At 75.0% G+C, this 26705-nt stretch carries 21 protein-coding genes and 1 pseudogene; 18 read left to right on the forward strand and 4 right to left on the reverse strand.

Features of this window, described 5'->3' with window-relative positions:
• Positions 1-23: 23 nt before the first annotated feature.
• From AB0O91_RS12545 to AB0O91_RS12555, 3 genes are all read left to right on the forward strand, one after another.
• Entirely contained in the window at positions 24-737 is a 714-nt protein-coding gene (locus AB0O91_RS12545) for an IclR family transcriptional regulator (RefSeq protein ID WP_363431156.1), read from the forward strand.
• A gap of 155 nt (positions 738-892) precedes the next feature.
• The gene (locus AB0O91_RS12550; RefSeq protein ID WP_363430939.1) at positions 893-1423 is read left to right on the forward strand and encodes an SDR family NAD(P)-dependent oxidoreductase; all 531 of its coding nucleotides are present in this window, start codon (positions 893-895) and stop codon (positions 1421-1423) included.
• Between the two features lie 139 nt (positions 1424-1562).
• Positions 1563-2279 carry a flavodoxin family protein gene (locus AB0O91_RS12555; RefSeq protein WP_363430942.1) on the forward strand — a complete coding sequence of 239 codons (717 nt, stop codon included), beginning with the start codon at positions 1563-1565 and terminating at the stop codon, positions 2277-2279.
• 104 nt (positions 2280-2383) lie between these two features.
• On the opposite strand, the gene AB0O91_RS12560 is transcribed toward AB0O91_RS12555, so the two are convergent.
• Positions 2384-3778, reverse strand: a complete 1395-nt coding sequence (locus tag AB0O91_RS12560; protein ID WP_363430945.1) for an MFS transporter — start codon at positions 3776-3778, stop codon at positions 2384-2386.
• 201 nt (positions 3779-3979) lie between these two features.
• On the opposite strand from AB0O91_RS12560, the gene AB0O91_RS12565 reads away from it, so the two are divergent.
• The 8 genes from AB0O91_RS12565 to AB0O91_RS12600 all read left to right on the forward strand — a co-directional run bounded on the left by AB0O91_RS12565 (position 3980) and on the right by AB0O91_RS12600 (position 13453).
• Entirely contained in the window at positions 3980-4669 is a 690-nt protein-coding gene (locus AB0O91_RS12565; protein ID WP_363430948.1) for a helix-turn-helix domain-containing protein, read from the forward strand.
• 234 nt (positions 4670-4903) lie between these two features.
• Positions 4904-5392, forward strand: coding sequence for a BlaI/MecI/CopY family transcriptional regulator (locus AB0O91_RS12570; RefSeq protein WP_363430951.1), 489 nt, complete (start codon positions 4904-4906; stop codon positions 5390-5392).
• Positions 5389-6372, forward strand: coding sequence for a M48 family metalloprotease (locus AB0O91_RS12575; RefSeq protein ID WP_363430954.1), 984 nt, complete (start codon positions 5389-5391; stop codon positions 6370-6372). The genes AB0O91_RS12570 and AB0O91_RS12575 overlap by 4 nt, the downstream gene beginning before the upstream one ends.
• A gap of 133 nt (positions 6373-6505) precedes the next feature.
• Complete coding sequence (locus tag AB0O91_RS12580) at positions 6506-7096, forward strand: MarR family winged helix-turn-helix transcriptional regulator (RefSeq protein WP_363430956.1); 591 nt, start codon at positions 6506-6508, stop codon at positions 7094-7096.
• Positions 7097-7386: 290 nt separating this feature from the next.
• The gene (locus tag AB0O91_RS12585; RefSeq protein WP_363430959.1) at positions 7387-7971 is read left to right on the forward strand and encodes a hypothetical protein; all 585 of its coding nucleotides are present in this window, start codon (positions 7387-7389) and stop codon (positions 7969-7971) included.
• Positions 7972-8233: 262 nt separating this feature from the next.
• Positions 8234-10954 (forward strand): rifamycin-inactivating phosphotransferase, encoded by a 2721-nt coding sequence (gene rph / locus AB0O91_RS12590; RefSeq protein ID WP_363430961.1) that lies wholly within the window; start codon positions 8234-8236, stop codon positions 10952-10954.
• Between the two features lie 178 nt (positions 10955-11132).
• On the forward strand, positions 11133-11801 hold the full coding sequence (locus AB0O91_RS12595; RefSeq protein ID WP_363430964.1) for a TetR family transcriptional regulator: 669 nt from the start codon (positions 11133-11135) through the stop codon (positions 11799-11801).
• Positions 11802-11878: 77 nt separating this feature from the next.
• Positions 11879-13453 carry an FAD-dependent monooxygenase gene (locus AB0O91_RS12600; protein ID WP_363430966.1) on the forward strand — a complete coding sequence of 525 codons (1575 nt, stop codon included), beginning with the start codon at positions 11879-11881 and terminating at the stop codon, positions 13451-13453.
• An 86-nt stretch (positions 13454-13539) separates the two neighbouring features.
• On the opposite strand, the gene AB0O91_RS12605 is transcribed toward AB0O91_RS12600, so the two are convergent.
• Complete coding sequence (locus AB0O91_RS12605; protein ID WP_363430969.1) at positions 13540-14907, reverse strand: aldehyde dehydrogenase family protein; 1368 nt, start codon at positions 14905-14907, stop codon at positions 13540-13542.
• Positions 14907-16052: a phenazine biosynthesis protein gene (locus AB0O91_RS12610; RefSeq protein ID WP_363430972.1), complete on the reverse strand. Its 1146-nt coding sequence runs from the start codon at positions 16050-16052 to the stop codon at positions 14907-14909. The genes AB0O91_RS12605 and AB0O91_RS12610 overlap by 1 nt, the downstream gene beginning before the upstream one ends.
• A 460-nt stretch (positions 16053-16512) precedes the next feature.
• On the opposite strand from AB0O91_RS12610, the gene AB0O91_RS12615 reads away from it, so the two are divergent.
• The 4 genes from AB0O91_RS12615 to AB0O91_RS12630 all read left to right on the forward strand — a co-directional run bounded on the left by AB0O91_RS12615 (position 16513) and on the right by AB0O91_RS12630 (position 22764).
• Positions 16513-17229: a hypothetical protein gene (locus AB0O91_RS12615; protein ID WP_363430975.1), complete on the forward strand. Its 717-nt coding sequence runs from the start codon at positions 16513-16515 to the stop codon at positions 17227-17229.
• Positions 17230-17497: 268 nt separating this feature from the next.
• Positions 17498-18682 (forward strand): cytochrome P450, encoded by a 1185-nt coding sequence (locus AB0O91_RS12620; protein WP_363430977.1) that lies wholly within the window; start codon positions 17498-17500, stop codon positions 18680-18682.
• Between the two features lie 157 nt (positions 18683-18839).
• Complete coding sequence (locus tag AB0O91_RS12625) at positions 18840-22148, forward strand: hypothetical protein (protein WP_363430979.1); 3309 nt, start codon at positions 18840-18842, stop codon at positions 22146-22148.
• Between the two features lie 46 nt (positions 22149-22194).
• The gene (locus tag AB0O91_RS12630) at positions 22195-22764 is read left to right on the forward strand and encodes a hypothetical protein (RefSeq protein WP_363430982.1); all 570 of its coding nucleotides are present in this window, start codon (positions 22195-22197) and stop codon (positions 22762-22764) included.
• 35 nt (positions 22765-22799) lie between these two features.
• On the opposite strand, the gene AB0O91_RS12635 is transcribed toward AB0O91_RS12630, so the two are convergent.
• Positions 22800-23774 carry a LuxR C-terminal-related transcriptional regulator gene (locus tag AB0O91_RS12635; protein WP_363430985.1) on the reverse strand — a complete coding sequence of 325 codons (975 nt, stop codon included), beginning with the start codon at positions 23772-23774 and terminating at the stop codon, positions 22800-22802.
• 275 nt (positions 23775-24049) lie between these two features.
• On the opposite strand from AB0O91_RS12635, the gene AB0O91_RS12640 reads away from it, so the two are divergent.
• From AB0O91_RS12640 to AB0O91_RS12650, 3 genes and pseudogenes are all read left to right on the forward strand, one after another.
• The gene (locus tag AB0O91_RS12640; protein WP_363430987.1) at positions 24050-24211 is read left to right on the forward strand and encodes a hypothetical protein; all 162 of its coding nucleotides are present in this window, start codon (positions 24050-24052) and stop codon (positions 24209-24211) included.
• A complete protein-coding gene (locus tag AB0O91_RS12645) occupies positions 24202-24519 on the forward strand; it encodes a hypothetical protein (RefSeq protein ID WP_363430988.1) in 318 nt (105 codons plus the stop codon). Before AB0O91_RS12640 ends, AB0O91_RS12645 begins: the two co-directional genes overlap by 10 nt.
• A 157-nt stretch (positions 24520-24676) precedes the next feature.
• Positions 24677-26705, forward strand: a pseudogene (locus AB0O91_RS12650) (hypothetical protein); the annotation flags it as partial.

Here is a 26705-nt window from a genome sequence, read left to right on the forward strand (position 1 = left end):
TGGAGTACCCGTCCATGGAGAACCTGGACCACACGAGCGGCGTCGGCGTGCTCGACAAGATCACCTCGATCCTCGGCACCCTGGAGGCCGGCCCGGCCACCCTGGCCGGGTTGGTCGACGCCACCGGCCTGGCCCGGCCGACCGCCCACCGGATCGCCGTCGCACTGGAACACCACCGGCTGCTCGGACGGGACATGCAGGGCCGGTTCGTCCTCGGCCCGCGGCTCTCCGAGCTCTCTGCCGCCGCCGGTGAGGACCACCTGCTGGCCGCCGCCGCCTCGGTCCTCACCCATCTGCGCGACGTCACCGGCGAGACCGCCCAGCTCTACCGCCGGCAGGGCGAGGTCCGGATCTGCGTGGCCGCCGCCGAGCGCCTCTTCGGCCTGCGCGACACCGTCCCGGTCGGCCTCGCCCTGCCGATGAAGGTCGGTTCCGCCGCCCAGGTGCTGCTGGCCTGGGAGGAGCCGGAGCGGCTGCACCGGGGCCTCCAGGGCGCCCGCTTCACCGCCACCGCCCTCGCCGGGGTGCGCCGCCGGGGCTGGGCCCAGTCCATCGGCGAGCGCGAGGCCGGGGTCGCCTCCGTCTCCGCACCCGTGCGCGGGCCGTCCAACCGGGTGGTGGCCGCCGTCTCGGTCTCCGGTCCGATCGAACGGCTCACCCGTCACCCCGGCGCCCGCCTGTCCCAGGCCGTCATCGAGGCGGCCGCCCACCTCACCGAGGCGCTGCGGCGCTCCTGACGGGGGCGGAGGCGGCCGGGTGTTCCCCCGGACGGGAACGGATCGGTCGGCGGGGTGTTCCCCCGGGTGTCCAACCTCACCTGACGGGCCGTCACAACAGCTCTAGGCCGACGGTGTTCAGTCGCGTCAGGTGGTGTGCGGACCGTGGCCGAGGAGTGCACCTGGGAAAGCTCGACGGCAGGACCGCCCTGGTCACCGGCAGCAGTCGGGGCATCGGGCGGGGCATCGCCGAACGCCTCGCCCGGGACGGGGCGCTGGTCGCCGTGCACTACGGCAGCAACCGGTCGGCGGCCGAGGACACGGCCGCTGCCGTCACCGCGGCCGGCGGCCGGGCCTTCACCGTGGGCGCCGAGCTGGGCGTCCCCGGCGACGTCGACACCCTCGCCGCCGGACTGGAGGCCGGGCTGCGCGAGCACGGGGAGGAGGCGCTCGACATCCTGGTCCACAACGCGGGGCTCACCATCATGGGACGCCCGATCGAGGTCCTCACCCCCGAGGAGTTCGACCGGATGATCGCCGTCAACGTCAAGGCGCCGTTCTTCCTCACCCAACGCCTGCTGCCGCGCCTGCGCGACGGCGGCCGGATCATCAACATCTCCTCCGTCTCCACCCGCACTGCCTCCGCCCACGGCATCGGCTACCCGCTCACCAAGGGCGCGGACGTCAGCGGCGGCGTCAACCTCTGACGGCGCCTTCGCCACGGAGGCCCGTCGCCACCGTCAGGCAACCGGCCCAGTCCGGCGAGCGCTCACCGGTCACCGCTGGTGAGCTGTCCGCGGAGCCCGCCACCCGACCGGGCCTCCCCGACCGCCCGAAGGAGCCCCCGTGCCGGACCCGACGACCTCGTACGCCGACCTGCGCGCGGTGGTGATCAACTGCACCCTCAAGCGCTCTCCGGAACGCAGCCACACCCAGGGCCTGATCGACGTCAGCACCGGCATCCTGCAGCGCCAGGGCGTCGCCGTCGACGTCCTGCGGGCGGTCGACCTGGACATCGCCACGGGCGTCTGGCCGGACATGACCGAGCACGGCTGGGAGACCGACGAGTGGCCGGTCGTCTACTCCCAGGTGATGGCCGCGGACATCCTCACGCTGGCCGGCCCGATCTGGCTGGGAGACAACTCGTCGGTGATGAAGAAGGTGATCGAGCGGCTCTACGCCTGCTCGTCGATCCTCAACTCCCAGGGTCAGTACGCCTACTACGGCCGGGTCGGCGGCTGCCTGATCACCGGCAACGAGGACGGCGCCAAGCACTGCGCGATGAACGTGCTCTACAGCCTCCAGCACCTGGGCTACACCATCCCGCCGCAGGCGGACGCGGGTTGGGTGGGGGAGGCGGGGCCCGGGCCGTCTTACCTGGACCCCGGGTCGGGCGGGCCGCAGAACGACTTCACCAACCGCAACACCACCTTCATGACCTGGAACCAGCTCCACCTGGCCCGGATGCTCAAGGACGCGGGCGGCATCCCGGCCCACGGCAACCAGCGCTCCGAGTGGGACGCCGGCTGCCGCTTCGACTTCGAGAACCCCGAACACCGCTGAGCGGTGGGCCTGTTGAGGGGCGGAAGGCAGTACCTCGTGACGGTCGGCCGAACCGTCCGGAGGGGCCGTGGCCGACCACGGCCCCTCCGGCGCGTCCGGCGCCGTCAGGCGTGGGTGGCGGGCTCGGGGGTGCGGCCCGGGGCGGGGACGAAGAGGACGGCGATCAGGGCCGCCACGGCGAGGAGGGCCGCGGTGACGACGAAGGCGCGGTCGTAGCCGGCGGCGAGGGCGGCCAGCGGCTCGTGTCCGGCGTGTTCGGCGTCGCGGGTCGCGGCGACGGCGAGGGAGGAGAGCACGGCCAGGCCGATGCTGCCGCCGCACTGGCGGCCGGCGTTGAGGAGTCCGCTGACCAGTCCGGCCTCGTGCGGGGCGGCGCCCGAGGTGCCCATCGCGGTGTTGGCGACCATGCAGATCCCGACGCCGGTGCTGGTGACGAGACAGGGGCCGACGAAGGCGGTCAGGTAGCCGGAGTCGACGCCGAGTCCGCTGAACCAGAGCATCCCGAGGCCAGCCAGCAGCAGACCGCCGGTGAGCGTGGCCCGTGCCCCGAAGCGGGTGTTGAGGCGGCCGGCCGCCATGCTGCCCGCCATGACGCCCGCGCAGAAGGGGAGGAAGGCGGCGCCGGCCGCGAGCGGGCCGTAGTGCAGGACGTTCTGGAGGTGCAGCGAGCAGAAGTAGAAGCCGACCAGCATCGCCGCCCCGATCAGGGTGACGATCAGGCTCGCGGTCCAGGCCGTCCGGGCCCGTAGGACCCCGAGGCGGACGATCGGCGCGGACGCGAAGCGGGCCTCCCAGACCAGGAACGCGACTCCGACGAGCACGGCGGCGCCGAGGGTGACCAGGGTCCGTGCCGAGGTCCACGGGTGGCGGTCGGTCTCCATCAGCCCGTAGACGAGCGCGCACATCGCCCCGGTGCCGAGCACCGCGCCGACCAGGTCGAGCCGGCCCGTGCGCTCGGGCCGGGCGGTGGTGACCGCGCGGACGGCCAGGGCGCCCGCCAGCAGGACCAGCGGGACGTTGACGAAGAACACCCAGCGCCAGTCGAGGAGGTCGGTGAGCACGCCGCCGAGCAGGACGCCCAGCGCGCTGCCCGCGGCCGTCACCATCGACCAGACGCCCAGGGCCCGGGCGCGGGCGGCCCCTTCGGCGAAGGTGACCATGATGAGGGTGAGGCTGAGGGGTGCGAGCAGCGCGGCGGCCACGCCCTGGCCGGCCCGGGCGGTGATCAGCTGGGCGGGGGTCTGGGCGAACCCGCCGAGCACGGAGGCGATCCCGAACAGTGCCAGACCCGCGAGCAGCGCCCGGCGGTGCCCCACCAGGTCGGCCACCCGCCCGCCCAGGAGCAGCAGCCCCCCGAAGGCGAGGGCGTAGGCGTTGACGACCCAGGGCAGTGCGCTGTCCGCGAAGCCCAGTGAACCGCCCATCGCGGGCAGGGCGATGTTCACGATGCTCGCGTCGAGCGCCACCACCAGCTGGCAGAGGCTCGCGGTGGCCAGCACGAGGCCGACGCGTGGCCCGGACCGGCCGTGCCCGCGCGGAGCGGCTGCGGAGCGGCCCTCGGGAGGGGCCGTCGATGTGGTGGGCAGGGGTGAGCCGGGCATGGTGACCTCCGATGCGAACAGTGTTCGCGTAAGGTAAGCCTTACCTGAATGGAGATGCAAGCCCGCAGGTGAGCCGGTCGGGCGTGGCAGGATGGCGGGGTGGTGGAGCAGCGAACGACGACCGGACCCGGCCATGACGGCGCCCGCCGCCGACGCCCGGGGTTGACCCCGGACGTGATCGTCGCCGCCGCGCGCCGGCTGATCGAGCGGGACGGCATCGACGCGTTGACCATGCGGGCCGTGGCCACCGAACTCGACACGGCGGCCGCCTCGCTGTACCGGCACGTCGCCGATCGCGAGAGCCTGCTGCTCGCCGTCCTCGACGAGATCGCCGACGGCATGCCCGTGGACGTCCCCGGTGACGCGCCGACCGCCAGACTGCTCCGTCGGCTCCTGGAGGCCCATGACTTCCTCGCCGGGCACGTCTGGGTCCTGCACGTCCTCATCCGAGGGGAGATGACCTCCGAGCGGGCCCTGCCCTTCACCGACGCCTGCCTCGCCGACCTGATGGCCGCCGGACTCCGGCCCCCGCGCGCGGCGGCCGCCTACCGCTCCTGCTGGCAGCTCCTGGCCGGGGAGCTCCTCTCCGAACACCCTGTCAGCCGCCCGCGCGAGCCCAGCCAGCGGACCGCCGCGCTCGCCGCCGCCGACCCGGTGGCCCTCCCGGCCCTGGCGCTCGCCCGGACCGCGGCCCCCCGCCCGGGCCCGGGGGCCCACTGTGCCGAACTGCGGCCGGCCCTGGCCGCGTTGATCGGCGGCCTGGTGCGCCCGGACGCGGCTGATTGCTGAAGCGGAGGACGGCGGCCCGGTGCGCCCGGGTGCGGTCGGCCGCCGGGCCGGATCCCGGGAGTCGGGTTCTCGGACGGGGGTGGGGCTCGGCGACGGTCGGTGCTCGCCGTAAAGTTAGCTGAGGCACACCTAAGCCACACAGGTCGTTCCCACTCCCGCCATGCCGGCGCGGGTGGCCCCGTCGCCGACCGCGGTCGGGGCCCGGGCGTGCCGGACACCGGGACAGGGAGAGAGATGGCGAGAGACCACCAGGAGGCGAGGCGTCCGCACGGGGAACTGGTCGCGGACGTGATGGCCGTGCTGTGGGCGGCCGGGGAGCCGATGACGGCCCAGCAGGTCAAGGGCGCGCTGTCGCAGGGCCTCGCCCGGACGACGGTGGCGACGATCCTCGCCCGGCTGCACGAGAAGGGCACCCTGGAACGCACCCGGCCGGGGCGGTCCTTCGCCTACGCGCCGGTCTCGGACGCCGCCGGCCTCGCGGCCGGGCGGATGCGCCGGGAGCTGGAGAAGGAGCCGCAGCGGGACCTGGTGCTGAAGCGCTTCGTGTCCTCCTTGTCGGCGGACGACGGGGACGTCCTGCGGCGGCTGCTGACCGAGGTGGACGGCGGGGTGGACGGCGGGGCGGAGGCCGAGGCGACCTCCCCGGCCGAGGGCGGGCTCGCCCCGGAGGCCGAGGCGACGACCCCGGCCGAGGGCGCGCCCGTCGTGGAGGCCGGGACGTGACGCCGGTCCTCGTGGTCGTCGCCCTCGCCGTCCTGCTGCCGTGGGCGGCCGCGCCGGCGGCCCGGCACCTGGCCGGTCTGCTGCCGCCCCGGGCGGCCTCCCTGACGCTCGCTGGTGCGGCGGTGCTGCTCGCGGGCGGGACGGTGGCGGCATTGGTCGGGCTCTTCCACGTGCCGTTCCTGGCAGTGCTGGAACGGCTGCGGCTCGCCCAGGTGGTGGCGGACTGGCCGGCGGTGGTGCCGGTGTCCGGTCTGGCCGGAGCGCTGCTGGTCGCACAGGCCGTCCGGCTGGCACTGGCCGCACGCCGGCATCGTGCGCTGCTGTCGCGTGCGTGGCGGCTCACCGGGGAGGGGACGGCCGAAGGCGACGTGCTGGTCGTGCCGGGGGAGGAGGCGGAGGCCTTCGCGCTGCCGCGCCACCGCGGCCGGGCCGGCCGGGTCGTCGTGACGGAGGGCATGCTCAGGGCCCTCGGGCCGACGGAGCGCGCGGTGCTGCTCGCCCACGAGCGGGCCCACCTCGGCGGCCGCCACCATCTGTTCTCGGCCGTCGCCGACCTCGCCGCCGCGGTGCACCCGGCGCTCGCGCGGCTGGGTCCGGCGCTGGAGTTCCACCTCGAACGGTGGGCGGACGAGGCGGCCGCGGCTGCGGTGGGGGACCGGAGGGTCGCCGCGACCGCCATCGCCCGTGCCGCCTTGGCCGGATCGGTCGGGACGGCCGGCGCGGGCGGCTCGGTCGGATCGGGCGGCCGGGGCCGTGGTCGCGGATTGCTGTCCGTGAGTACGGGTCCGGTGCCGCGGCGGGTCCAGGCCCTGCTCGCGCCGGAGCCGGCCGGGCCCCGCGGGCGCGGGCCGCGGGCGGCGGCGTCCGGCCTGGTCGCCGCGGTGCTGGTGTCGGCCCTGCTGGCGCTCGGTCTGGCCTACGGCCTGCACGAGTACGTGGAGTACGCGGCCCGGAGGATCGTGGGCCACCGCCACGGGTGAGGTCACCGACGTCCCCGGAGCCTCTGACGACATCGATGTAGACCGACCATCGGAAGCACGGATATGGTGAGCCTCGGCTTGCTACTCCGACGCCGTGGGCGTCGCGCTCTTCCGATGATGATGGGGACACGGTTTGTACGACGGACGACAGGGATCGTCGAATCCGTTCGAGCAGTCCGTCTACCTCCTGTCGGAGGCCGGGCGGGCCGTCGACCGTCTGCTGGCGGCCCAGTTGGACCACCGGGGGCTGACCCCCGTCCACTACGAACTGCTGTCGGCGCTGGCGAAGCTGGGGCCGCACGCCCGGCAGGACCTCGCCGCCCGGGTCGCGGCGCCCGCCGGCGAGGCGGAGCGGGCGCTGGACGACCTCCTGTCGGCGCGCCTGCTGCAGTCGATGGTCGTGCACGTCGGCGGACGGCAGGAGGTCCTGACGATCACCGCCTCGGGCGAGTCCGCCCTGGACGTGCTCCACGACGACGCGTCCGCGACCCAGGACGCGCTGCTGGCGTCGTTGACGAAGGGGCAGCGCGTCGAACTCAACTCCCTGCTGCGCCGCGTGTGCGCGGCCGCCGCCCGCGGGGCCGGGCAGCGGCCGCGGCCCCGGGGTGAGCAGCGCGGTTGGACGCTGACCCGCGGACCCCGGCGGACCTGGGCCGAGATTCGCGGTGGTGACACAGCGCTCGGCGGTCCGGTCAGCGGTCCGGACGTCGAAGCGGCGGGCTGATTCCTCCGGGGCGGACGGTGTCGGGGGGCCGGGCCCGCACCGCCGCCGACGCCGCCGTGGCCGTCGCGCTGGTCCTCTCGCTGTACGCCACGGCGAGGGTGTCGGACCTCCTGGCGCGGAGGCCTGCGGTTTCGTCAACTGGCTGACCTGCCGGTCGTTCTCGCCGACTCCGGGACCGTCCTCGCCGTTCCCGGTCCCGGAGGCCGCCGGGGCCGGGGGTGCTTCCGGGGAGTGATGATCCGTATGCTCCTTCCTTCGCCACATGGTCAACAGAAGGCAAAGGATCGGTCATGCAGATGGATCGGGGGGCCGCGGACCGACCGCGCTCCGGCGGCGGGTCGACGGCCCACACCTGGCGGACCACGGCCGCCGCCGCGCTCGCCGCGGCCGTCGCCTCCTCCGTCGCCACCGCCTGGTGGATGTCGGACGACGACCTGCGCTACGCCGGCGACTACGCCGCCCACGAGCCGCTGCGCACGGTCGGCTACCCCTCGACCGGGAGTCTGCGGTTGACCCAGGAGATCGTCTGGCGCCTGGCCGACGGCTCCGAGGGCGCGCTGGTGGCGATGGCCACCTCGGACGGCTCGGGGGCGGAGGCGCGCAGCACGGCCGCCAACTGGGTCGCGTCGTTCCGGGAGGGCGCCCGGGGGCCGGTCACCGCGGAGTTCCACGGCGAGGGTTCGGTCCGCCAGTCGGTGGTGCTGTACTTCGAGCGCACCCGGCAGGTCAAACAGCTGAGGCTGCGGCTGGACGGCAACGGCGGCGCCGACGGCTGGCGGGTGCTGATGCGCGAGACCGATCCGCAGGAGGCCGCCGCCCCGCCGACCTGGGCGCCGACCACCCCCGGGGCGACGCTGCCGCCGGTGCTGCCCTGACCCCCGGCGGCTGATCACGGGCGGCCCACGCCTGAGGGCTGAGGGCGGGCGGCGGGCGGCCGGGAAAAGCGAAGGGAAGGGAGAACGTCCTCCCTTCCATTTCCAAGCTATAGCGCACCAGGGGGCTTGCGGCAAGGCCCTGTTCGAGGCGCAGAATGGGCGGCTGATGCCGCCATCTGCCCATATGCGGGCAGAACGGGCGGCCCGTGGGAAGGTTGAGGGGCATGATGCCGCATTCGAGAAGCGTGCTGGAGGTACCGCGGTGACCGGGCGGTACGTGCGGGGATTCCACGAGGTCGACGCGACGCAGGTCGCGCTCGTCGGGGGCAAGGGCGCGCACCTGGGGGCGTTGTCGCGGATCGACGGCATCCGGGTGCCGGATGGCTTCTGCGTGACGACGGACGCCTTCCGGCGGGTCGTCGCGGAGGCGCCGTCGCTCGACGGGCTGCTCGACGAGCTGGCGGGTGCGGCGCCCGACGACCGGGAGGCGGTCCGCGCGCTCGGTGCGCGGATCCGGCGGACGATCGAGGAGGCCGTGATCCCGTCCGATCTCGCGGCGGCGATCACCGGGGCGCTCGCCGGCCTCCGAGGTCTCGAAGGTCCCGAAGGGCAGGGCGGTCCCGACGGGCCGGCCGGGTACGCCGTCCGGTCCAGCGCGACGGCGGAGGACCTGCCGACGGCCTCCTTCGCCGGCCAGCAGGACACCTACCTGAACGTCGTGGGCCCGGCGGAGGTCCTGCGGCACGTCAGCCGCTGCTGGGCGTCGCTGTTCACCGAGCGGGCCGTGACGTACCGGCGGCGCCACGGGATCGACCACCGGGCCGTGCGGATGGCCGTGGTCGTGCAGCGGATGGTCTTCCCGCAGGCGTCCGGCGTCCTGTTCACCGCGGACCCGCTCACGGGTGACCGGAAGGTCGCCACCGTGGACGCGGGCTTCGGCCTCGGCGAGGCGCTGGTCTCCGGGCTGGTGAACCCGGACGTCTTCAGGGTGCGGGACGGTGCGGTCGTCGCCAGGACGCTCGGCACCAAGCAGGTCGCCGTGCTGGCGCTTCCGGCGGGCGGGACGCGCGAGGTGGCGCTCGACCCGGAGCGGCAGGGGCAGCCGGCGCTGACGGACGCCCAGGCAGTGCGACTGGCAGGGCTCGGGCGCCGGATCGAAGGGCACTTCGGGAGCCCGCAGGACATCGAATGGTGCCTGGTGGACGGGGACTTCCAGGTCGTCCAGAGTCGGCCGATCACCACGCTGTTCCCGGTTCCCGAGGTCGACGACGACGAGAACCACGTCTACGTCTCGGTCGGTCACGGGCAGATGATGACCGACCCGATGCGGCCCCTGGGCCTCTCGATGTGGCGGCTGACGGCCATGGTGCCGATGCACGAGGCCGGCGGGAGGCTGTTCGTCGACGTGACCCGGCGGCTGGCCGCGCCCGCGAGCCGCGCCGCCCTGCTGGACGTCATGGAGCGGGGCGATCCGCTGGTCCGGGACGCCCTGGAGACCGTCCTCGGCCGGGAGGGCTTCGTCCCGGCGCCCCCGGACCCGGGCACCGGAGCACCACCGGCGTCGAGCCCGGCGGCCCCGTCGGCCGCGCCGACCCCGCCGGCTCCGATCGAGACCGATCCGGAGGTCGTCCTCGGGCTGGTCGAACGCAGCCGGGAGTCCATCGCCGCCCTGGACCGCGAGGCCCGGACGAAGTCCGGACCGGAGCTGTTCGACTTCCTGCTGGAGGCCTTCGAGGAGCACAAGCGCTTCCTCGCCGACCCGCTGAGCATCAAGGCGATCATGGCGGGGATGGAGGCCACCTGGTGGCTCAACGACAACCTGCTGGAGTGGCTGGGCGAGAAGAACGCGGCCGACACGCTCACCCTGTCCGCCCCCGGCAACATCACCTCGCAGATGGGCCTGGCGCTGCTGGACGTCGCCGACGTGATCCGCCCGTGGCCGGAGGTGGTGGCCTTCCTGCGGGGCGTCGCGGACGGGGACCACCCGGACAAGGACCTCCCGGACGGTGCCTTCCTGAACGGCGCCTTCCTGAACGGCGGCTTCCTGGACGGGCTGGACGGGCTCCCGGGCGGGAGCGGGGTCCGCGAGGCCGTCGAGGGCTACCTCGACCGGTTCGGCATGCGCTGCGCCGGCGAGATCGACATCACCAGGACGCGCTGGCACGAGCGGCCCGCCACGCTGCTGCCCGCACTCCTCGACAACGTCCGGAACTTCGGGCCGGGCGCCGCCGAGCGGCGGTTCGAGGAAGGGCTGCGCAAGGCGCGGGACGGCGCACGGGACGTGTTGGCGCGCCTGCGGGCGCTGCCGGACGGGGAGCGGAAGGCCGACGAGGCCGAGCGGATGATCGACCGGGTGCGGACCTTCATCGGGTACCGGGAGTACCCGAAGTACGCCATCATCAGCCGCTACGCCGTCTACAAGCGGGCCCTGATGGCGGAGGCCGACCGCCTGGTGCACGACGGCGTGCTCAGGGACCGGGAGGACGCCTACTACCTCACCTTCCAGGAGTTCGCCGAGGTCGTGCGCTCGCACCGGGTGGACGAGGCGCTGATCCGGCAGCGCCGGGAGGCGTTCCGGTCGTACGGGGCGCTCACCCCGCCCAGGGTGCTCACCTCGGACGGCGAGGCCCTCACCGGCGCGTACCGGCGCGACGACGTTCCGGCCGGCGCCCTGGTCGGCGTGCCGGTCTCCGCCGGGACGGTGGAGGGCCGGGCCCGGGTCGTCCTCGACCTGGCGGACGCCGACCTCGAGCCGGGCGACATCCTGGTGGCGCCCTTCACCGACCCCAGCTGGTCGCCGCTGTTCGTCGGCATCGCGGGCCTGGTGACGGAGGTGGGCGGTCAGATGACCCATGGCGCGGTGATCGCCCGGGAGTACGGACTGCCGACGGTGGTGGGGGTGGAGCAGGCGACCCGGCTGATCCGGGACGGGCAGCGGATCCGGGTGCACGGGACGGACGGGTACGTCGAGCTCCTGACCTGAGGCCTGACCGGGCCCGATGCGCCCTGGCCCGGTCGGGCCCGGCCTGGTTGGCCCTGGCCTGGTCGGGCCTGGTCGGGCGAGGGCGGGCCAGGGCGCATCGGATGGCCGACAGCTCCCGAAAAAACTTGCCGATGTGGAAATCTTGCCGTGGCGGCACGATTCGCCCTACGCTGCTCCCATGGCACCTGCAGAAGAGGCCCGTACGACCGGGGGCCCCGGGCTCCGTGAGCGCAAGAAGCGGGAGACGCGGGCCGCGCTGAGCCGGGCGGCGATCCGGCTCTGCGTCCTGCACGGCTGGGAGAACGTGACGGTCGATCAGATCGCCGCCGAGGCCGACGTGTCGGTCCGGACCTTCCGCAACTACTTCGGCGGGAAGGCGGAGGCGATCGCCGCCAGCCACCAGGAGCGGATGCTCCGGGTGGCGGAGGACCTGCTCGCCCGGCCGGCCGGGGAAGGACTGTGGGACGCGCTGCTGCACGCCGTCCTGGGGCAGTTCGCTCCGGCCGACAACTCCGGCCCGCAGAACGGGCGTTGGCAGGAGGGGGTGCGGCTGATGCTGGCCGAACCCGTGCTGGCGGGGGAGATCGTCAAGGCCAACGCCGCCGCCCAGGAGGAACTGGCGAGGGCGGTCGCGCGGCGCACCGGGACGGACGTCGAACGGGACGTCCACCCGACGCTGGTCGCGGCGGTGGTCGCGGCCGGCAGCGCGGTGGCCGTCGAGCGCAGCCTGCGGGCCGACGCGCCCCTGCCGCTCGGCGCGGTGCTGGCCGAGGTCTTCGAGCAGCTCGCCGCCGGGCTGCCCGTCCCGTCCGTTCCGTCCGTCCCCTTGCTCCCGTCCGCTCCGTAGCGCGGAGCGGTGGTCGGTCCGCTGCCGGTGCCATCCCTGTTCGTCCGCATGGCCGTTCGTACCGAGGAGACGTGACCGTGACAGCCGACGTGATCATCGTGGGGGGCGGGCCCAACGGGCTGATGCTGGCCTGCGAACTCAGCCTGGCCGGCATCCGACCGATCGTGCTGGAGCAACTCCTGGAGCCCGGCACCGAACCCAAGGCCAACGGCCTGCTCGGCCAGGTGGTGCGCCTGGTCGACCACCGCGGCCTGTACGAGCCGCTGAGCGGCAGTGCGGAGCCCCCGCGGCCGAACTCCGCGTACTTCATGTTCGCCGCGATGGGCCTCGACCTGGGGCTGCTGGACGCCAGTCCGGTCTTCGGTCTGGCCGCTCCGCAGCACCGCATCGTCGAGGTCCTGACGGAACGCGCCCGGGCGCTCGGGGTCGACCTGCGGCGCGGACACCGGGTCGACGCCGTCGCCCAGGACGGGGACGGCGTCGACCTCGACGTCACCGGCCCCGAGGGCGGTCGGCGGTTGCGGGCGCGCTACGTGGTCGGCGCGGACGGGGCGCACAGCGCGATCCGCAAGCTCTCCGGCATCGGCTTCCCCGGCGTCAGCTACGACCGTCGCACCAACCGCACCGCCCACGCCACCGTCCCGGCCGACTGGGTCGACCCGGCCAACGGCACGCTGACGGTGCCCGGTTACGGGTCGGTGCTGCCCTTCCTGCCGCACCGCACCGACCGCGGCGGCTTCTCCTACGCGCCGTTCCCCGGCCTGCCGCCGCTGATCAGCACCACCGAATGGGACCGGCCCGTGACCGACGGGCCGATGACCCTGGCCGAGTTGGAGTCGAGCGTCCGCCGGGTGCTCGGCGCCGACCTGCCGCTCGGTCCGCCGGAGGGTGCCGGACCGCACGTCCTGCGGCGGCTGACCGGCGGCAACACCCGGGTCGCCGACCGCTTCCGCGACCGCCGGGTCTTCCTGGTCGGCGACGCCGCCCACGTCTACACCTCCGGCGGCGGGCCCGGGCTGAACCTCGGCCTCCAGGACGCCGCCAACCTCGGCTGGAAGCTCGCCGCCGCGCTGCACGACACCGCCCCGCCCGGTCTGCTCGACAGCTACGACACCGAGCGCCGGGCGGCCGCCCGCCGGATGGTGCTGAACGCCGAGGCGCAGTCCGCGCTCACCGCCCCGGGCGCCGACACCACCGCGCTGCGCGAACTCTTCGCCGAACTGCTCGCCCACCGGGAGGTCGTGCAGCACCTCGCCGACCTCACCGCGGGCACCGACGTGCGCTATCCGATGGGCGGCCCGGCCGAGGGTCGCCCGGCCGGGACCCATCCGGTCGAACTCCACCCGGCGGTCGGCCGCTTCGCGCCGGAGCTGGAGCTGGTCACCGCGACGGGGGCCGTCCGGCTCGCCGAACTCGCCCGGAGCGCCCGGCCGTTGCTGATCGACCTGACCGAAGATCAGGTGCTGGCCGACGAACTGACGGAGGGTCAGAAGATCGTTGACGTCGTCGTCGCGCGGGGCGGCGAGGCCGGTCCCGCCGGTCTGCTGGTCCGCCCCGACGGCTATGTGGCCTGGGCCTGCGGCTCGCCCCGCCCGGACCGGGCCGAGCTGGCCGCGCTGCGGGCGGCCGTCGAGCGCTGGTTCGGCGCCTGACCGGCCGGGCCGCCCCCGGGGAGTGCTCACCGGGGACGGCCCGACAGTCCGGCGGCCCGGTGGCCCGGCCGGCTACCGGCCGTCCGCTACCGGCGGTCGGCGCCCGCCACGACGACGCCCTTGGGCTCGAGGAGGAACTGGGTGAGGCTGCCGTCGTGCGGGAGCCCCGGGATGAGGTCCCAGGGGAGGGCGGTCCCCACCGTCACCTTGCGGATCCGCGGGTCCCGGACGGCCCGGGACACCAGCGCGTCGTCGTCGGTGAGCAGGTTGAGCACCAGCGCCGGGCCGAGCGCGTCGGTGCCGTCCGTCGCCGACCACGGCGCGACCACGACGAACGGGAAGCCCAGCTCCGTCCCCACGGCCGGGTGGTCGGCGCGGTCGGCCGAGAGCACCAGCGGGCGGAGCAGGAAGGAACCGTCGTCGAGCTCGACCACGAAGTCCCCGTCGTAGTGCGGGGTGCTGTGGTCGGTCAGCCCGTCCGCCAGCTTCGCGACGTGCCGGCGCAGCGCCTCGGCGCGCTCGCGGCCGACCACCAGCAGGGAGCCCCGGGGGTCGGTCGCGGGCAGGACCGGCAGCTGCGCCAGTCGCGCCGCGAGCCGGTCGGCCAACTGCCCGACCGGGGCGGTGGTGAGGACGGCGGAGAGGTTGGTGCAGCGGGTGCCGCCGTCGTGGGCGATCGAGGTGACCAGGTGCTCCAGCAGCTCCGGGGTCGGCGCGCCGTCGAGCAGGGCCCGGGAGCGGCCGGGGCCGCGGGTGGCGATGTGCCGGGCGTCCTGCCAGGCGGCCACCGCGTCGTCGCCGCCGAAGACGATGCCGCGGTCGGCCGTGTCGAGCAGGTACGCGGCCGCGCGGTGGTCGCACGGCAGGTGGGTGAGCTTGTGCGGCGGCAGGCCGGCGGCCAGCAGCGCCGCGGTCAGCCGGCGCGGGGTGAACGGGTCCCGGCTGCCAGGGCGCACCAGCACGCTGTAGCCGACGAACAGGGCGTGCACCCAGGAGACGTGCGGCAGCGGGTGGTTGCCGGCCATCACGGCCGCGAACACCCGCCCGCCGGGCGCCCACTCGACCCGGTGGGTGGCGCTCGGCAGCGGGGGAGGCAGCTCCGCCGTGACGGTCCGGTCCAGTGCCTCGATCTCGGCGGCGATATCCGCCAGGGCGAGGCGGACGGTACGGGCCGGAAGGCCGGCACTGCGGACGACGCGCTCGACGTACGCCTCCGGGCCCTCCCCGTCGAGCTCCGCGGTGGCGAACAGCCGGGCCGCCGCCGGGAAGATGCCGGCCGCCGGAGGCAGACCGTCGGCCGCGGCGCGCAGCCGGTCCAGGGCGACCTGGGCGCCCAGCCTCGGCGCCGTGCCGACATCGGCCAGCGCGACGCCGAACACGTCGGTGAGCAGTTGCCGGTCGGCGCTCGGCGCGGGCACGCCCGCCACGAGGGGGTCGATGACCAACGCGGCCACTAGTACACCCCCTCCACCACGTCGGCGCCCTCGAACCGGGCGACGCTGGCGACCTCGGCGAGGCCGTCGACCGCCGAACCGGCGGCGGGTGCCACCCGGATCGCGGTGTCCCGCTCCGCGATGTTCGGCAGGAACATCTCCTCGCTGACCAGGTGCAGCCGCACCTGGCCGCGCTCGCCGTACCCGACCGGGCGGCCGTCCCCGTCCACCAGCTCGAGCCGGGTGGTCTCCGCGAACGGCTCGAAGACGCAGGGGTACGCGTCGCCGTCCTGCCGCGGGCGCTGCGGCGCCACCCCCATCAGGCTGTTGCCGTAGACGCCGACCAGCGGGATGCCCGGGAACATCTCCCGTTCGACCAACTGCAGGCTCTCCCGGCTGAAGGCCGTGCCGCCCCAGACGATCGCCCCGACCCGCTCGGCCACCAGGGCGCGGAGGTCGGCGCGCGCGCAGATCGCCTCCAGCAGCGGCGGGGTGGTGTTCAGGACCGCCACCGGCTGGCTGCGCAGCACCAGTTCGGCCTGGTCCAGCACGTGGTCGAGGTAGTCCGAGACCTCGCGCCGGCGACCGGCGGACAGCAGTCGTTTGACCCAGCGGGGGTCCAGGTCCACCGTGTAGCACAGGCTGCCGCTGCGGGCCGCGTACCCGGCGACGTCGAAGGCGATCACGTGCGGCCCGGCCGGGCCGAGGTGGAGCCAGTTGCCCTGCTGCGGCACGCCGTTGGCCCTGAGCCGGTCGACGGCCCAGGCGACCATCCGGCTGCGGTAGCCGCCGTCGACGACCCGCTTGGGCAGGCCCGTGGTGCCGCCGGACTCGTAGACCCGGAAGGCCTGGTCGGGGGCCGCCCCGCGGGGTATCAACGCGGCGGCCGGTACCGTCCTGAGCTCGTCGCTGACGTCGGGGAAGCGGCGCAGGTCGGCGGCGCCGGTGACCTCGGTGAGCGGGTCGAAGCCGAGCTCGGAGCGCTTGGCCAGCCAGAACGGCGATCCCGTCGCCTCGCTGAAGTGCCAGGCCATCGCGGACCGGACGTGCCGGTCGAAGTCGGCGGCCCCGGCGCTCCCGACGCCCCCGGCGGCCGGGTCGCTCGGAGGGTCGCTCGGCGCTGTTGCCCCGGCGCCGGTGAGGTCGGTCACGGATTGACTCTGCACGGTTCCCCATTCCTTGTTGCCACCGCCCGACGTGGTCGCGTTCCGCCGGTGCTCCGCGGGGCCGTGGCGCTCCGTGGTGCTCCGTGGTGCTCCGCGGTGCTCCGCCGCTTCCGGCGGAGGGTGGCGGGGCCGACGGGTGCGGGGACGCCGCGGCGCGGAATCCGGTGAGGCTCCGTCAACCCGTCGCCGGTGCACCGGTGGCGCGGCCCGGACGAGCGGCCACGCGGGGGTGGGCATGATCACTTCCGAGCTGCACATGGTGGCACACCGCCCGGTGCGGGCCCGGCGGCGGGCCCGGCGCCGCCTCGGGTGGCTCCTCCTGCGCCGGATGTCCGCACGATCACCACACCGCGCTCATCCGGCACACAGACCGGGCCGCTACCGTGACGCTCCGGTCACCCTGTGGCCGCAGTCCTTCGCCATCCCTCTACCTATCGGACAGGATGTCAGGATCATGACGATGAACAGCAAGCCGGGCCGTCGGTCCGTCCTCGGCGCGTTCGCCGCTGCTGCGGCGGTGCCCGCCGTCGGCGCCTGGGGCGCGGCTGCGGCGCCCCAGCGCCCGGCCGGTCCGGCCCCGGCGGTCGATGCGCCCGCGGAGCGGAAGTCGGCCACCGGCCCGAACGTGATCATGTTCATCCGGCACGCGGAGAAGCCGACCGACTCCGGGGCGCCCTACGGCGTGACCGACCATGGCAAGAAGGACACCGAGTCGCTGACGGTGCAGGGCTGGACCCGGGCCGGCGCGCTGGTCTCGCTGTTCGCGCCGCGCACCGCCACCGGGGACCCGGCTCCGGTGCGGGCCGGACTCACCCGGCCCGTCGGCGTCTTCGCCGCCGACCCGACCACCGGCGGCAGCCGGCGGCCGGCGGAGACGATCTCCGTCGTGGCCGCCGCGCTCGGCGTGACCCCCGTCGAGCAGTACGCCAAGGGCGACGAGGCCTCGCTCGCGACCGCGCTGCTCGCCGCCGCCGGCCCGCAGCTGGTCGCCTGGGAGCACAAGAAGATCCCGGACATCCTGGCGGGCCTCGGCCCGATCACCCCGGCGCCGCCCGCCTCCTGGTCGGGCGACCGCTTCGACGTGGTCTGGGTGCTGACCGCGAACGGCGCGGGCTGGACGTTCAGCCAGGTCCCGCAGATGCTGCTGAGCGGCGACTCCCCGGACCCGATCAGCTGACCCGCCGGGCGGGCGGCGCGGTCCGGGACCCCGCCGCCCGCCACGGAGCCGGGTGCCGTCGGGCTCGATCGGTCCCGGCCGGTCTCGGCCGGTCTCAGCCGGGCCCGGCCGGGCCCGGGAGCGGGCAAGGGGCGGCTCCGGCGCGGGGGAGGAGGCGCGCCCGGGGCGGCCGTGCTCCCGCGCGCCGCGCGGGGCGGTGGCGCGCAGGCGCGGCGGCGGCAACTCCTGGGTACCGGGGAACCGGTACCGGGTGGTCACAGGAGGCCTCATGAGCGAGCAGGAACTGCCGCCGATCTCGATCTTCTACCGTCGCGACGGGCTCGACCCCGGCCCGGCGCTGGGCGAGGCCCAGCAGCGGGACCCGGTCCGGCGGGTCCGGGACTTCTGGCTGCACCGGACCGGCGAGTACTGGCTCGTCACCCGGCACGCGGACGTGCGGCGGGTGCTGGCCGACCAGGGGACCTTCGCGATGTACGACCCCGAACGCGCCCCCGTCCTGCCGAACGAACTGCTCAACATGGACCCGCCCGAGCACACCCGGCTGCGCCACGTGCTGACACCGGAGTTCACCGGGAGGCGGATCCGCGCCCTGGAGCCGATGATCCGCACCCTGGCCGACGAGCTGATCGACGCCATGGAGTCCCGGGGCCCCGCCGCCGACCTGATGGCGGACTTCGCCCTGCCGCTGCCGCTCGGGGTGATCTGCGCGCTGCTCGGCGTCCCCGACCTCGACCAGGCGCGCTTCCACCACTGGTCCCGCACCACGCTGGACCTCGGGGCCACCCTGGAGGAACGGATCGCGGCGGGACGCGAGACGCACGCGTACATGGCCGACCTGGTGGCGGAGAAGCGGCGCAGCCCGGACGACGCCATGATCGGCATGCTCGTCCGGGAGCACGGCGGCGCGGTGTCGGACTCCGAACTGGTCGGCGTGGCCGAGCTGTTGCTGCTCGCCGGCCACGTCACGGTCTCCAACACGATCGGGCTCGGCGTGCTCGCCCTGCTCGCGCACCCGGAGCAGGCCGACCGGCTGCGCGCCGCCGCCGACACCGGGCCCGTGGTCGAGGGCGCCGTCGAGGAGCTGCTGCGGTACCTGGCGGTGTCCAGCACCGCGCTGGCCCGGACCGCGCGGTGCGACACCGAGATCGGCGGCGTCCCGGTCAAGGCCGGCGAGCAGGTGGTCTGCCAACTGCCGGTGGCCAACCGGGATCCGGCGCTCGGCGCCGGGATGGACCGCCTCGACATCGGCCGCGCACCCGTGTCGCACCTGACCTTCGGGCACGGCCCGCACCACTGCCTGGGCGCCCCGCTGGCCCGGGCCGAACTGCGGATCGCGTTGCCCGCACTGCTCCGGCGGCTGCCCGGTCTGGCGCTCGGGTGCCCCGTCGAGGAGGTGCCCTACCGCGTCAACAACGAGGTCTACGGCCTGCACGCGCTGCCCGTCACCTGGTGACCGGCGGTACGCGGCGGGCGTGATCGGCGTGCGGTGCCCGGTGGTCGGTGGTCGGTGCCCGGTGGTCGGCGGCCGGTCACCGGCGGGCCCGGGGGCCGTCCGGGCCCGCCGGAAAACCGGGTGACCGCGGCGCGTCCGGCGGGCAGAATCGGCGCCGATGCCTCAGTTGACCGCCGACGGGCTGCTCGCCGCCGTCGAACCGCTGCCCCATGCACTCCGGCTGCGCGAAGTGGCCCGCACCGCCGCCGCCCTCGCCCCCGCCGACCTGACACCCCTGCTGGTCGAGTGGGACGGCCGTGGCCCGTACGAACGCCGGCTCGCCGCGGTGGCCGCCCTCGCCGGGCGGCAGGAACGCCACCTGATCGACCGGATCGACGACCCCGACCCGGTGGTGCGCCGCTACGCCCAGCGGGCGATCGGGCAACTGCCGCTGCCGGCCGACGCCGTCGTGTCCACGATGCTCACCGCCTCGAAGGCGGTCCGCGACGAACTGGCCGGCGCCGTGCTGCGGGCCGGGTGGTCCGCGGTCGCCGAACGGCTGGTGCCCCTCCTCCGCGAGCGCTGGGGCGCAGCCGAGGCGGCCCGGCTGCTGCCGGCCTGCCCGGCCGGGGCGGTCGCCGCCGAACTGCCGCGGCTGGCCCATGCGATCACCTTCTCCACCGCGCTCGGCCGCCGCCACCCGGTCGCCGTGCTGGACCAGGCCGAACACCAACTCGCCGATCTGCCAAAGGGCTTGCGACAGGGTTTCTGGGAACGCCAGGCCCCCGGACTGGCCGCCGCCGCGACCCGCGAACCGGCCCGGGTACTGGACCTGCTGGAACGCCACCCCGTGCGCGCCCTGCCCGCGCCGCTGCGCGACCGGCTCGCCGACCTCGCCGCCGTCTCCGCCCTGCGGACCGTCCGGCTGCTGCTCGCGCTCGGCCGGAACCGGCACGACCCGCCGCTGCGGCCCGCCCTGGCCCGGCGGCTGGCCGCGGCCCGGCCGGCCGGCCTCGCGGAACTGGCGGGCCGCCACCGCGCGGACCACCTGCTGCTGCTGCGGATGATGCCCCCGGCCCGGCGGACCGCCTTCTACGACGAGGTGGCGGCGGCCGCCGGTCGGAACCGGGCCTGGCTCTCCGTCGAGGTCCTCGCCGAACTGCCCCCGGCGGAGCGACGGGCGCGGGCGCGGGCCTGGCTGGCGGAGGAGCCCGAGGAGCTCTCGGCGCTGGTCCTGCTGCCGGTCGCCGAGGCGCGGCCCGCCCTGCTGGCCGAGACCCGGACCGGTGACGTCTGGGACCGTGCCTGGGCTTGGCGGCAACTGCTCCAGCAGGCGGTGTTCGCCGGGGCGGGGGAGCCGGCGGCCCTGCCCGAGGCGCTCGGCCTGCTCGGTCGGATGCGCAACGAGCAGGACCCGCTCCGCCGCGAGGTGCTGGACGCCGTCGCAGCGGTGCCGCCCGGACGGTTCGACGACGCGGCCGCCGGGCCGCTGGAGCAGCTCACCGAGGACGCCCTGACGGCCCGGGACTGTTCGGCGGGCACCCGGGCCGCCCTGGGCCGGCTCGCCGGGGCCGTGCTCGGCGTGCACGCGGGCGGCCCGGCCCGCGCCCTGCTCGACTGGGCCGCCCGCACCGTCGAACGGACCGGTGGCGTCGGCCTCACCCTCCCGCCACGGCGGGAACGGGCCGTCGTCGACGAACTGCGGGCCGCCCTGGACCGCTCGGCGCACTCCCCGGACGCCGCGCTGCTGCTCACCCTCGCCGAGACGCTCGGCACCCGGGCCCGCCACGTCCCCGTCCTCGCCGAGCTGCTGGAGCAGGTCCTGCACACCGGCACCGACCCGGCCGCCGACCGGGCCGCCGTCCAGCTGGTGGGCGACCCCGCGACCGCCGCCGAACGGGTGGCCGGGCTGCTCGCGCTCAGGCCCTCCGCCGTCGCCCTGGCCCCGGTCCGGGCCGTCCTGACCGGGGCCCGCACCGACCTGCTCGGCGTGCTGCTCGGATCGGTGGGTGACCCGCCGCGCGACCCGCTGGGTGGTATCGCGCTGACCGAGGCCGACCTCGCCACGGCCGGCCGCTGGCTGCCCGCCCAGCAGCAGGCGGCCGCTGAACTGCTCGCCCGGACGGTCGACGACCCTGACCGCGCGCCGCACGAGCGCGCCGCGGCCCTCCGTGCCGCCGCCCGGATCCCGCTCCACGGCGAGGCCCTGCTGCGCCGGTACACCGGCTCCGCCGACACCGTCCTCGCCGAGGCCGCGCTCGCCGCACTCCCCTGGACGGCCGCCCCCGCCCGGGCCCTGGCCGCACTGCTCTCCCACGCGGGCGACGAGCGGGCCAGGGTCGCGCTGTACGCGGCGGGCCGCGCCGCCCGGTACGCGCCGAGCGGCGAACTCGGGCCGTGGCTGCGCCGGATCGCCCTCGACCCGACGGCGAAGGTGACCAGCCGCAAGCAGGCCGTCCGGCTCACCGCCGCCCACCTGCCCCTCACCGACGCCGCCGACCTGCTGCGGGAGGCGTACGCCGCACCCGAGCAGCACCACGACGTCCGCGCCGCCGTGCTGGCGGCGGTCGGCGCACGGATCGCCGACCTGCCGCTGTGGGACGTGCTCACCGACGCCGCCGAGGGGCCGCCGTCGCTGCGGCCGGCCGCCGTCCAGCACCTCCGCCCGCACCAGGTGCCCGCCGGCCAGCGGCCGCGGTTCGCCGCGCTGATGGCCCGACTCGCGGTCGACGACGACCGCCTGACCGCCGTCCCCGCGCAACAGCAGCTCATCTCCTGGGGCCGGTACGTGCCGGAGGCGGTGCGGGCCCTGGTCCCGCTGGCGGTCGATCCCGCCGAGCAGGAGCGCGGCGCGGGCGCGGCCCGGGTACTGACCGGGGTGGCCCTGTCGGACGCCCCGCACCCGCTCGGCGGCTGCGCGCCCGGCAGCGTCCTGGCGGACGCCCTGACCGCGCTGATCGGGACGGTACGCGCGGGGGAACCGGCGCTGCCCGGCCGCGATCAGCCGGCCCGGCGGCGGATCGCCCTGCTCTCCGGCTGGATGTGGAGCGAGAACGTCTCCGAAGAGACCCTCCGGACCACCCAACGGGCCGTCGCCGACGTCCTGTTGACCGAACCCGCGATGCTGCCCGAGGCCACCTCCCGACTGGTCGCGGCCCTCGACCTGGACGGCGCCGACCTGGGCGAGCGCCTCACCGAGCTCGCCGCCCTGGTCGCCGACCGCCCCGCGCTGGCGGTGGCCACCGCCGAGGCGCTGCGCCAGCGCGGCGGCGGTGCCCGGGAAGCCCCCGCACACACGCTGGCGGCGGCCCGGCGGCTCGGCGCCGACGGCGGACTCGCCACCGGCCTGTTCGCGGTCGCGCTGGTCCGCGGCGGCGAGCCGCTCGGCTGGCCCGCCGACTGGCGCGAGGTGCTGCACGAGCTGCGCCGCCACCCGCGGCCGGACGTCCGGGACGGCGCGCTGACGGTGTTCACCGACCCGGCGTGACGGGCCGTCCGGGGCGGGTGTTCCGGGGGTTGGTAGCGTGAGTGCCGTGACCGAAGCGGAAGCGTTGGAACAGCTGGTCCTGACCCCCGGTGAGCGGGCCGGAGGGCTCACGGTCGACCGCGTGATGTTCACGATGGACTGGACGGGGGAGGAGGAACCGGGCGAGCTGGCGGCCTTCCTGGCCGGTCGGCTCCGGGCCTTCGGGGCGGACCCGACCGGCGTCGATGCCGAGGCGGAGGCCGTCCGCCGGGAGGCCGAGAACGATCCGACGCTCTGCCGCGGTGACCTCCCGGTGCGCCAACTCGACCGCCTGGCGGAGCTGTTGGCGGAAATCGGCTGGGCCCTCCTGGTGTGGGACAGCGGCACCGACGCCTACGAGGTCCTGGTCGCACCGGCCGGTGGACCCGAGCCGACCGCCTTGACGTACCAGGGCCTCCCGGTGCGGCCCTGGGGCTCGGAGCCCGACACGCGGCTGGTCAGCCTGGACTGCCCGGGCTGCGCGGAGATGCGGGTCTGGGAGCTGTCGCCGACCGAGACCCTGGCCGACGAGCACTGCGACTGCGGCGCCCCACTGTTCGACGTCGAGGGCCGCCCCCTGGTCCCCCTCCACGACTGAGCCCCGGCCGGCCTCCGGCCCCCGGAGGCGGAAGGTCAGAGCCAGCCCTGTCGGCCCGCTCTGAAGCCGGCCTCGAAGCGTGAGCCGGCCTCCAGGCGGCGCATCAGCTCCTCCATCCGACGCTTCACGGTGCGCACGGAGACGCCCAGGCGTTTGGCGGCGGCCTCGTCGGTCAGGCCGGTGGAGAGGATCTGCAGGAGCGTGCGTTCGGCTGGGGTGATCCCGGTGACGCGGTCGGGGGCCCGGTCCAGCGGGGTGGCGTCCTCCCAGATCCGGTCGAAGAGCTCGGCCAGGGCGGCCACGACCCCGGGGACGGTGACCAGTACGGCGCAGGCGGCCGGTGCGGACGGGTCGAGCGGGACGAGGGCGGCGGCCCGGTCCACCAGCAGCAGGCGGTGCGGCAGTGCCGGCGCGGTGCGCAACTGCGCCCCGACGGCGGCCATCGAGCGTGCGTAGGCGAGCGAGCGCGGGTTGGTGCGCGCGCCCTCGTGGCAGAGGGTCCTGAGGGCGATGCCGCGTGCGAGCAGGTCCTCGTCCAGGGCCCGTGACGCCTCCAGGGCCTCGGGTGTCATCAGGGCGGGGACGATGGAGCAGATCTCGGTGGTGGCGCTCTGGAACAGCGACTCCAGGCGGGACTGGATCTCGTCCAGGCCGTCGAGTTGCTCGGTGCCGGTGGGGATCCGCAGCCGCTCGCGGGTCGCCTGCTCGGCGGCGGTGGCGACCGCGATGCGATTGGCCTCCAGTGCGGCCTGGCGGGCCCGGAGTTCCTCCTCCTGACGGCGCAGCAGCAGCGCGCGGGCGCGTTCCGGGCTGACCGGCCGCCGCTGCCGGGGCTCCTCGCGCGACATCCGCAGCAGCGCGAGGTCGGCCAGCATGTCCAGGCTCGCACCGACCTGGTCCTGGCTCAGGCCGAGGCGCTCGGCCAGCAGCGTCGCGTCCAGGGTCGGTTCGGCCAGGAGTTCCCGGTACACCTGCTCGCAGACCGGATCCAGTCCCAGCGCACGCAGCACAGCCCCCGCCCCCCGTCCCCCGTGTGATGCCGATGTGATGCTCGTGTGTGCTTCGAGCGTGACATGACCGGTCCGGCCGGAGCAAGGGCGTTCGCCCCCGTGCCGGCCCTGGCCCGATCGTGCCATGGAACGTTCGGGCCAGCGGCGGCCGCTTCCGTCCGTCCGAGCGGCGCGGAAGACTTCTGGGCACCGGAGGACACCGACCGCCCGCCGGAACCGGCACCGGAACGACCGGTCCTGCCGACACCCCTCAGGAACCCGACGGAGGCACCGCCATGCCCGGAACACTGCGATTCGTCCTGTTCGGCCTGATCGCCCTGTTCGGCATCGGGCTCTCCGCCGGGACCGCCGACGCCGCGACCGCCCCGACGACCGGCACCCCGACGGTCGTCGTCACCGGCACGTCGCCCGGTGCGGTCTGCGGCGCGTGCTGGTGAGCGGGCGCTACGTGGTGGCCAGTCGTCTGGCCGGACCGCCGACCCGAGGGCGGAACCCGAACGCGGCCGCCGTGGTCGATCTGCTCTGGGCCCACGCGATCACGGCCGACCGGCTCGACCACGTCCGCGTCCGGGCCTCGGACACGGCCCATGTGCTCGACCTGATCCTCCTCCTGCGGGCCGCGACCGCCGCCGGCGCCGTCCGGACCGCCGAAGGCCTGTTCGCCAGGGCGACCCGGAGCCCTGCCCTGTCCGACTGGCACAGCGGCGAGTTCCGCGCGCTGCCGCTGTCGGCCCTGCACACCTGACGGGTGCCCACGCCGCGTTCCCGGACTCCTGGTGCGACGTCACCCGACGACCCGCTCTGCGACGACCCGCTCTGCGACGACCCGCCCTGCTGCGAGTCGAACGGTGAGGACCCTCTCTGCGACCACCCGAACTGCGACCACTCGAAGGACGACTCCGATGAAACCTGGCCGCCGCTCAACGGCCGTACTGATCACCGCGGCGCTGGCCGCCGCGGGCCTGTGTGCCACGACCAGCGCGCACGCCTCCACCGTCGACGGCCCGATATCGGCCGCCGAGGTCCTCGCCCGTGCCCAGTCCTGGGTCAACGAGGGCGTTCCGTACAACCAGGGCGCCTCCAAAACGGATGCCAACGGCACGTACCGCGAGGACTGCGCCGGGTACGTGTCGATGGCCTGGCACCTCGACCAGAGCCTGGTGGTGACGACCGGCGGCCCCTACTTCACCACCGCCGACGGCAGGGGCAACCCGGCCTACGACACCCCGACCGGTGCGGTGGGCGATCTCACCGGCCTGCAGCCGGGCGACGCGGTCGCCTACCCGGGCCAGCACATCTTCCTGTTCAACGCCTGGACCAACAAGGCCACCGGCGAGTTCACCTACTACGCCGACTCCAACCCCAGGGATCCCACTCACGGTCCGACCAGCGCGAACATCAAGGACCCGACGATCGAGGGCTGGCCCACCTCCGGTTACGTCGGCCTGCGCTACAAGAACCTCGCGCCCGCGATCCCCGCCGGGTTCAACGTGACCGTCGATGCCGACGGCGTGCCGCTGACGAACGGCCGGACGCTCTCCGGCGTGGTCAACCTCACCGCACCGCCCACCGCCCAGGGCGTCATCAACTCCCTGTACTACAACTTCACCGGCCCGACGGGTTCCTTCACCATCAACGGCGGAACCGGCGCCGACAACTACGCCCAGTCCTGGAACACCGCCGGCCTGCCGAACGGCACCTACACCGTCCAGGCGGGTGCCAACGAGATCGACGGCCGGAGCCACTACTACCCGGGCACGCCGATCAGCTTCACGGTCGACAACAGCCCGTCCGCCCCGAGCGTCAACGCGCCGGGCGGGCAGGTCTTCGGTTCGATCCAGCTCTCCGCCTCGGGACTCAGCGGCAATACCAGGTCCGTCACCTACCGGGTCGACGGCAACCAGGCGGGCAGCTCGACGGCGGGCGGGGCGTTCCCGCTCACCCTCGACACCACGACCCTGTCGGACGGCCGGCACAGCGTCACCGCGAGTGCGGTGAACTCCACCGGTGCGGCCTCGCCGGGTTCCCCCGCGGTCACCTTCACGGTGGACAACAACCGCTCGCACTCGGCCTCGCAGGCCGCGGCCCAGTCCAACGGCACGGTCGACCTGTTGTACAAGGCGGGCGACGGCAGTCTGGGCCACATGTTCTACCAGTCGGTCGGCGGCTGGGCGACTCCGGCACCGGTGGGCGCCTCGATGGCCTCGCAGCCCTCCACGGTCACCACCAGTGCCGGGCTGGTCGACTCGTTCTGGGAGGGGACCGACGGCAACCTCTGGCACGCCACCTATTTCCCCACCGGGCCGCTGGCCGGTTGGAACGCCCCGAACAGCCTGGGCATGGGCCCGCTGGGCGGGGCGCCGAAGGCGGTCGCGGACTCCAGCGGCACCATCGACGTCTTCTGGAAGGGCAGCGGTGACCAACCGCACCTGTGGCACGCCTGGTTCAACGCCGGCGGCACCTGGCACGGTGCCCAGGACCTCACGCCCGGCATCTCAGGCGACGGCCTGCTGACGGGCGACCCCGCCCCGGTGACCTCCTCGCCCGGCCTGGTGGACGTCTTCTGGCAGGGGACCGACAAGAACCTCTGGCACACCACGTTCTTCCCCGGGGACGGGCCGGTGTCGGGCTGGCAGGCTCCGAACAGCCTGGGCATGGGCCCGCTGGGCAGCGCCCCCAAGGCCGTCGGCCAGATCACCGGCACGGTGGACGTGTTCTGGAAGGGCACCGGCAGCAGTCCCGACCTGTGGCATGCCTGGTGGAACTCGGGCCATGCCTGGGCGGGCCCGCAGAACCTGGGCGGCGCCAACCTCCAGTCCGACCCGGTGCCGGTCAGCTCCTCGCCCGGCCTGGTGGACGTCTTCTGGCAGGGGACCGACAAGAACCTCTGGCACACCACGTTCTTCCCCGGGGACGGGCCGGTGTCGGGCT

This window comes from Kitasatospora sp. NPDC089797, from assembly GCF_040684795.1.
Lineage (GTDB): Bacteria > Actinomycetota > Actinomycetes > Streptomycetales > Streptomycetaceae > Kitasatospora.

Coding starts and splice junctions, on each gene's coding strand:
- AB0O91_RS12570 (WP_363430951.1), top strand. CDS start 4,904: ATGGCGAGAGACCACCAGGAGGCGAGGCGTCCGCACGGGGAACTGGTC.
- AB0O91_RS12585 (WP_363430959.1), top strand. CDS start 7,387: ATGCAGATGGATCGGGGGGCCGCGGACCGACCGCGCTCCGGCGGCGGG.
- AB0O91_RS12595 (WP_363430964.1), top strand. CDS start 11,133: ATGGCACCTGCAGAAGAGGCCCGTACGACCGGGGGCCCCGGGCTCCGT.
- AB0O91_RS12615 (WP_363430975.1), top strand. CDS start 16,513: ATGAACAGCAAGCCGGGCCGTCGGTCCGTCCTCGGCGCGTTCGCCGCT.
- AB0O91_RS12620 (WP_363430977.1), top strand. CDS start 17,498: ATGAGCGAGCAGGAACTGCCGCCGATCTCGATCTTCTACCGTCGCGAC.
- AB0O91_RS12625 (WP_363430979.1), top strand. CDS start 18,840: ATGCCTCAGTTGACCGCCGACGGGCTGCTCGCCGCCGTCGAACCGCTG.
- AB0O91_RS12640 (WP_363430987.1), top strand. CDS start 24,050: ATGCCCGGAACACTGCGATTCGTCCTGTTCGGCCTGATCGCCCTGTTC.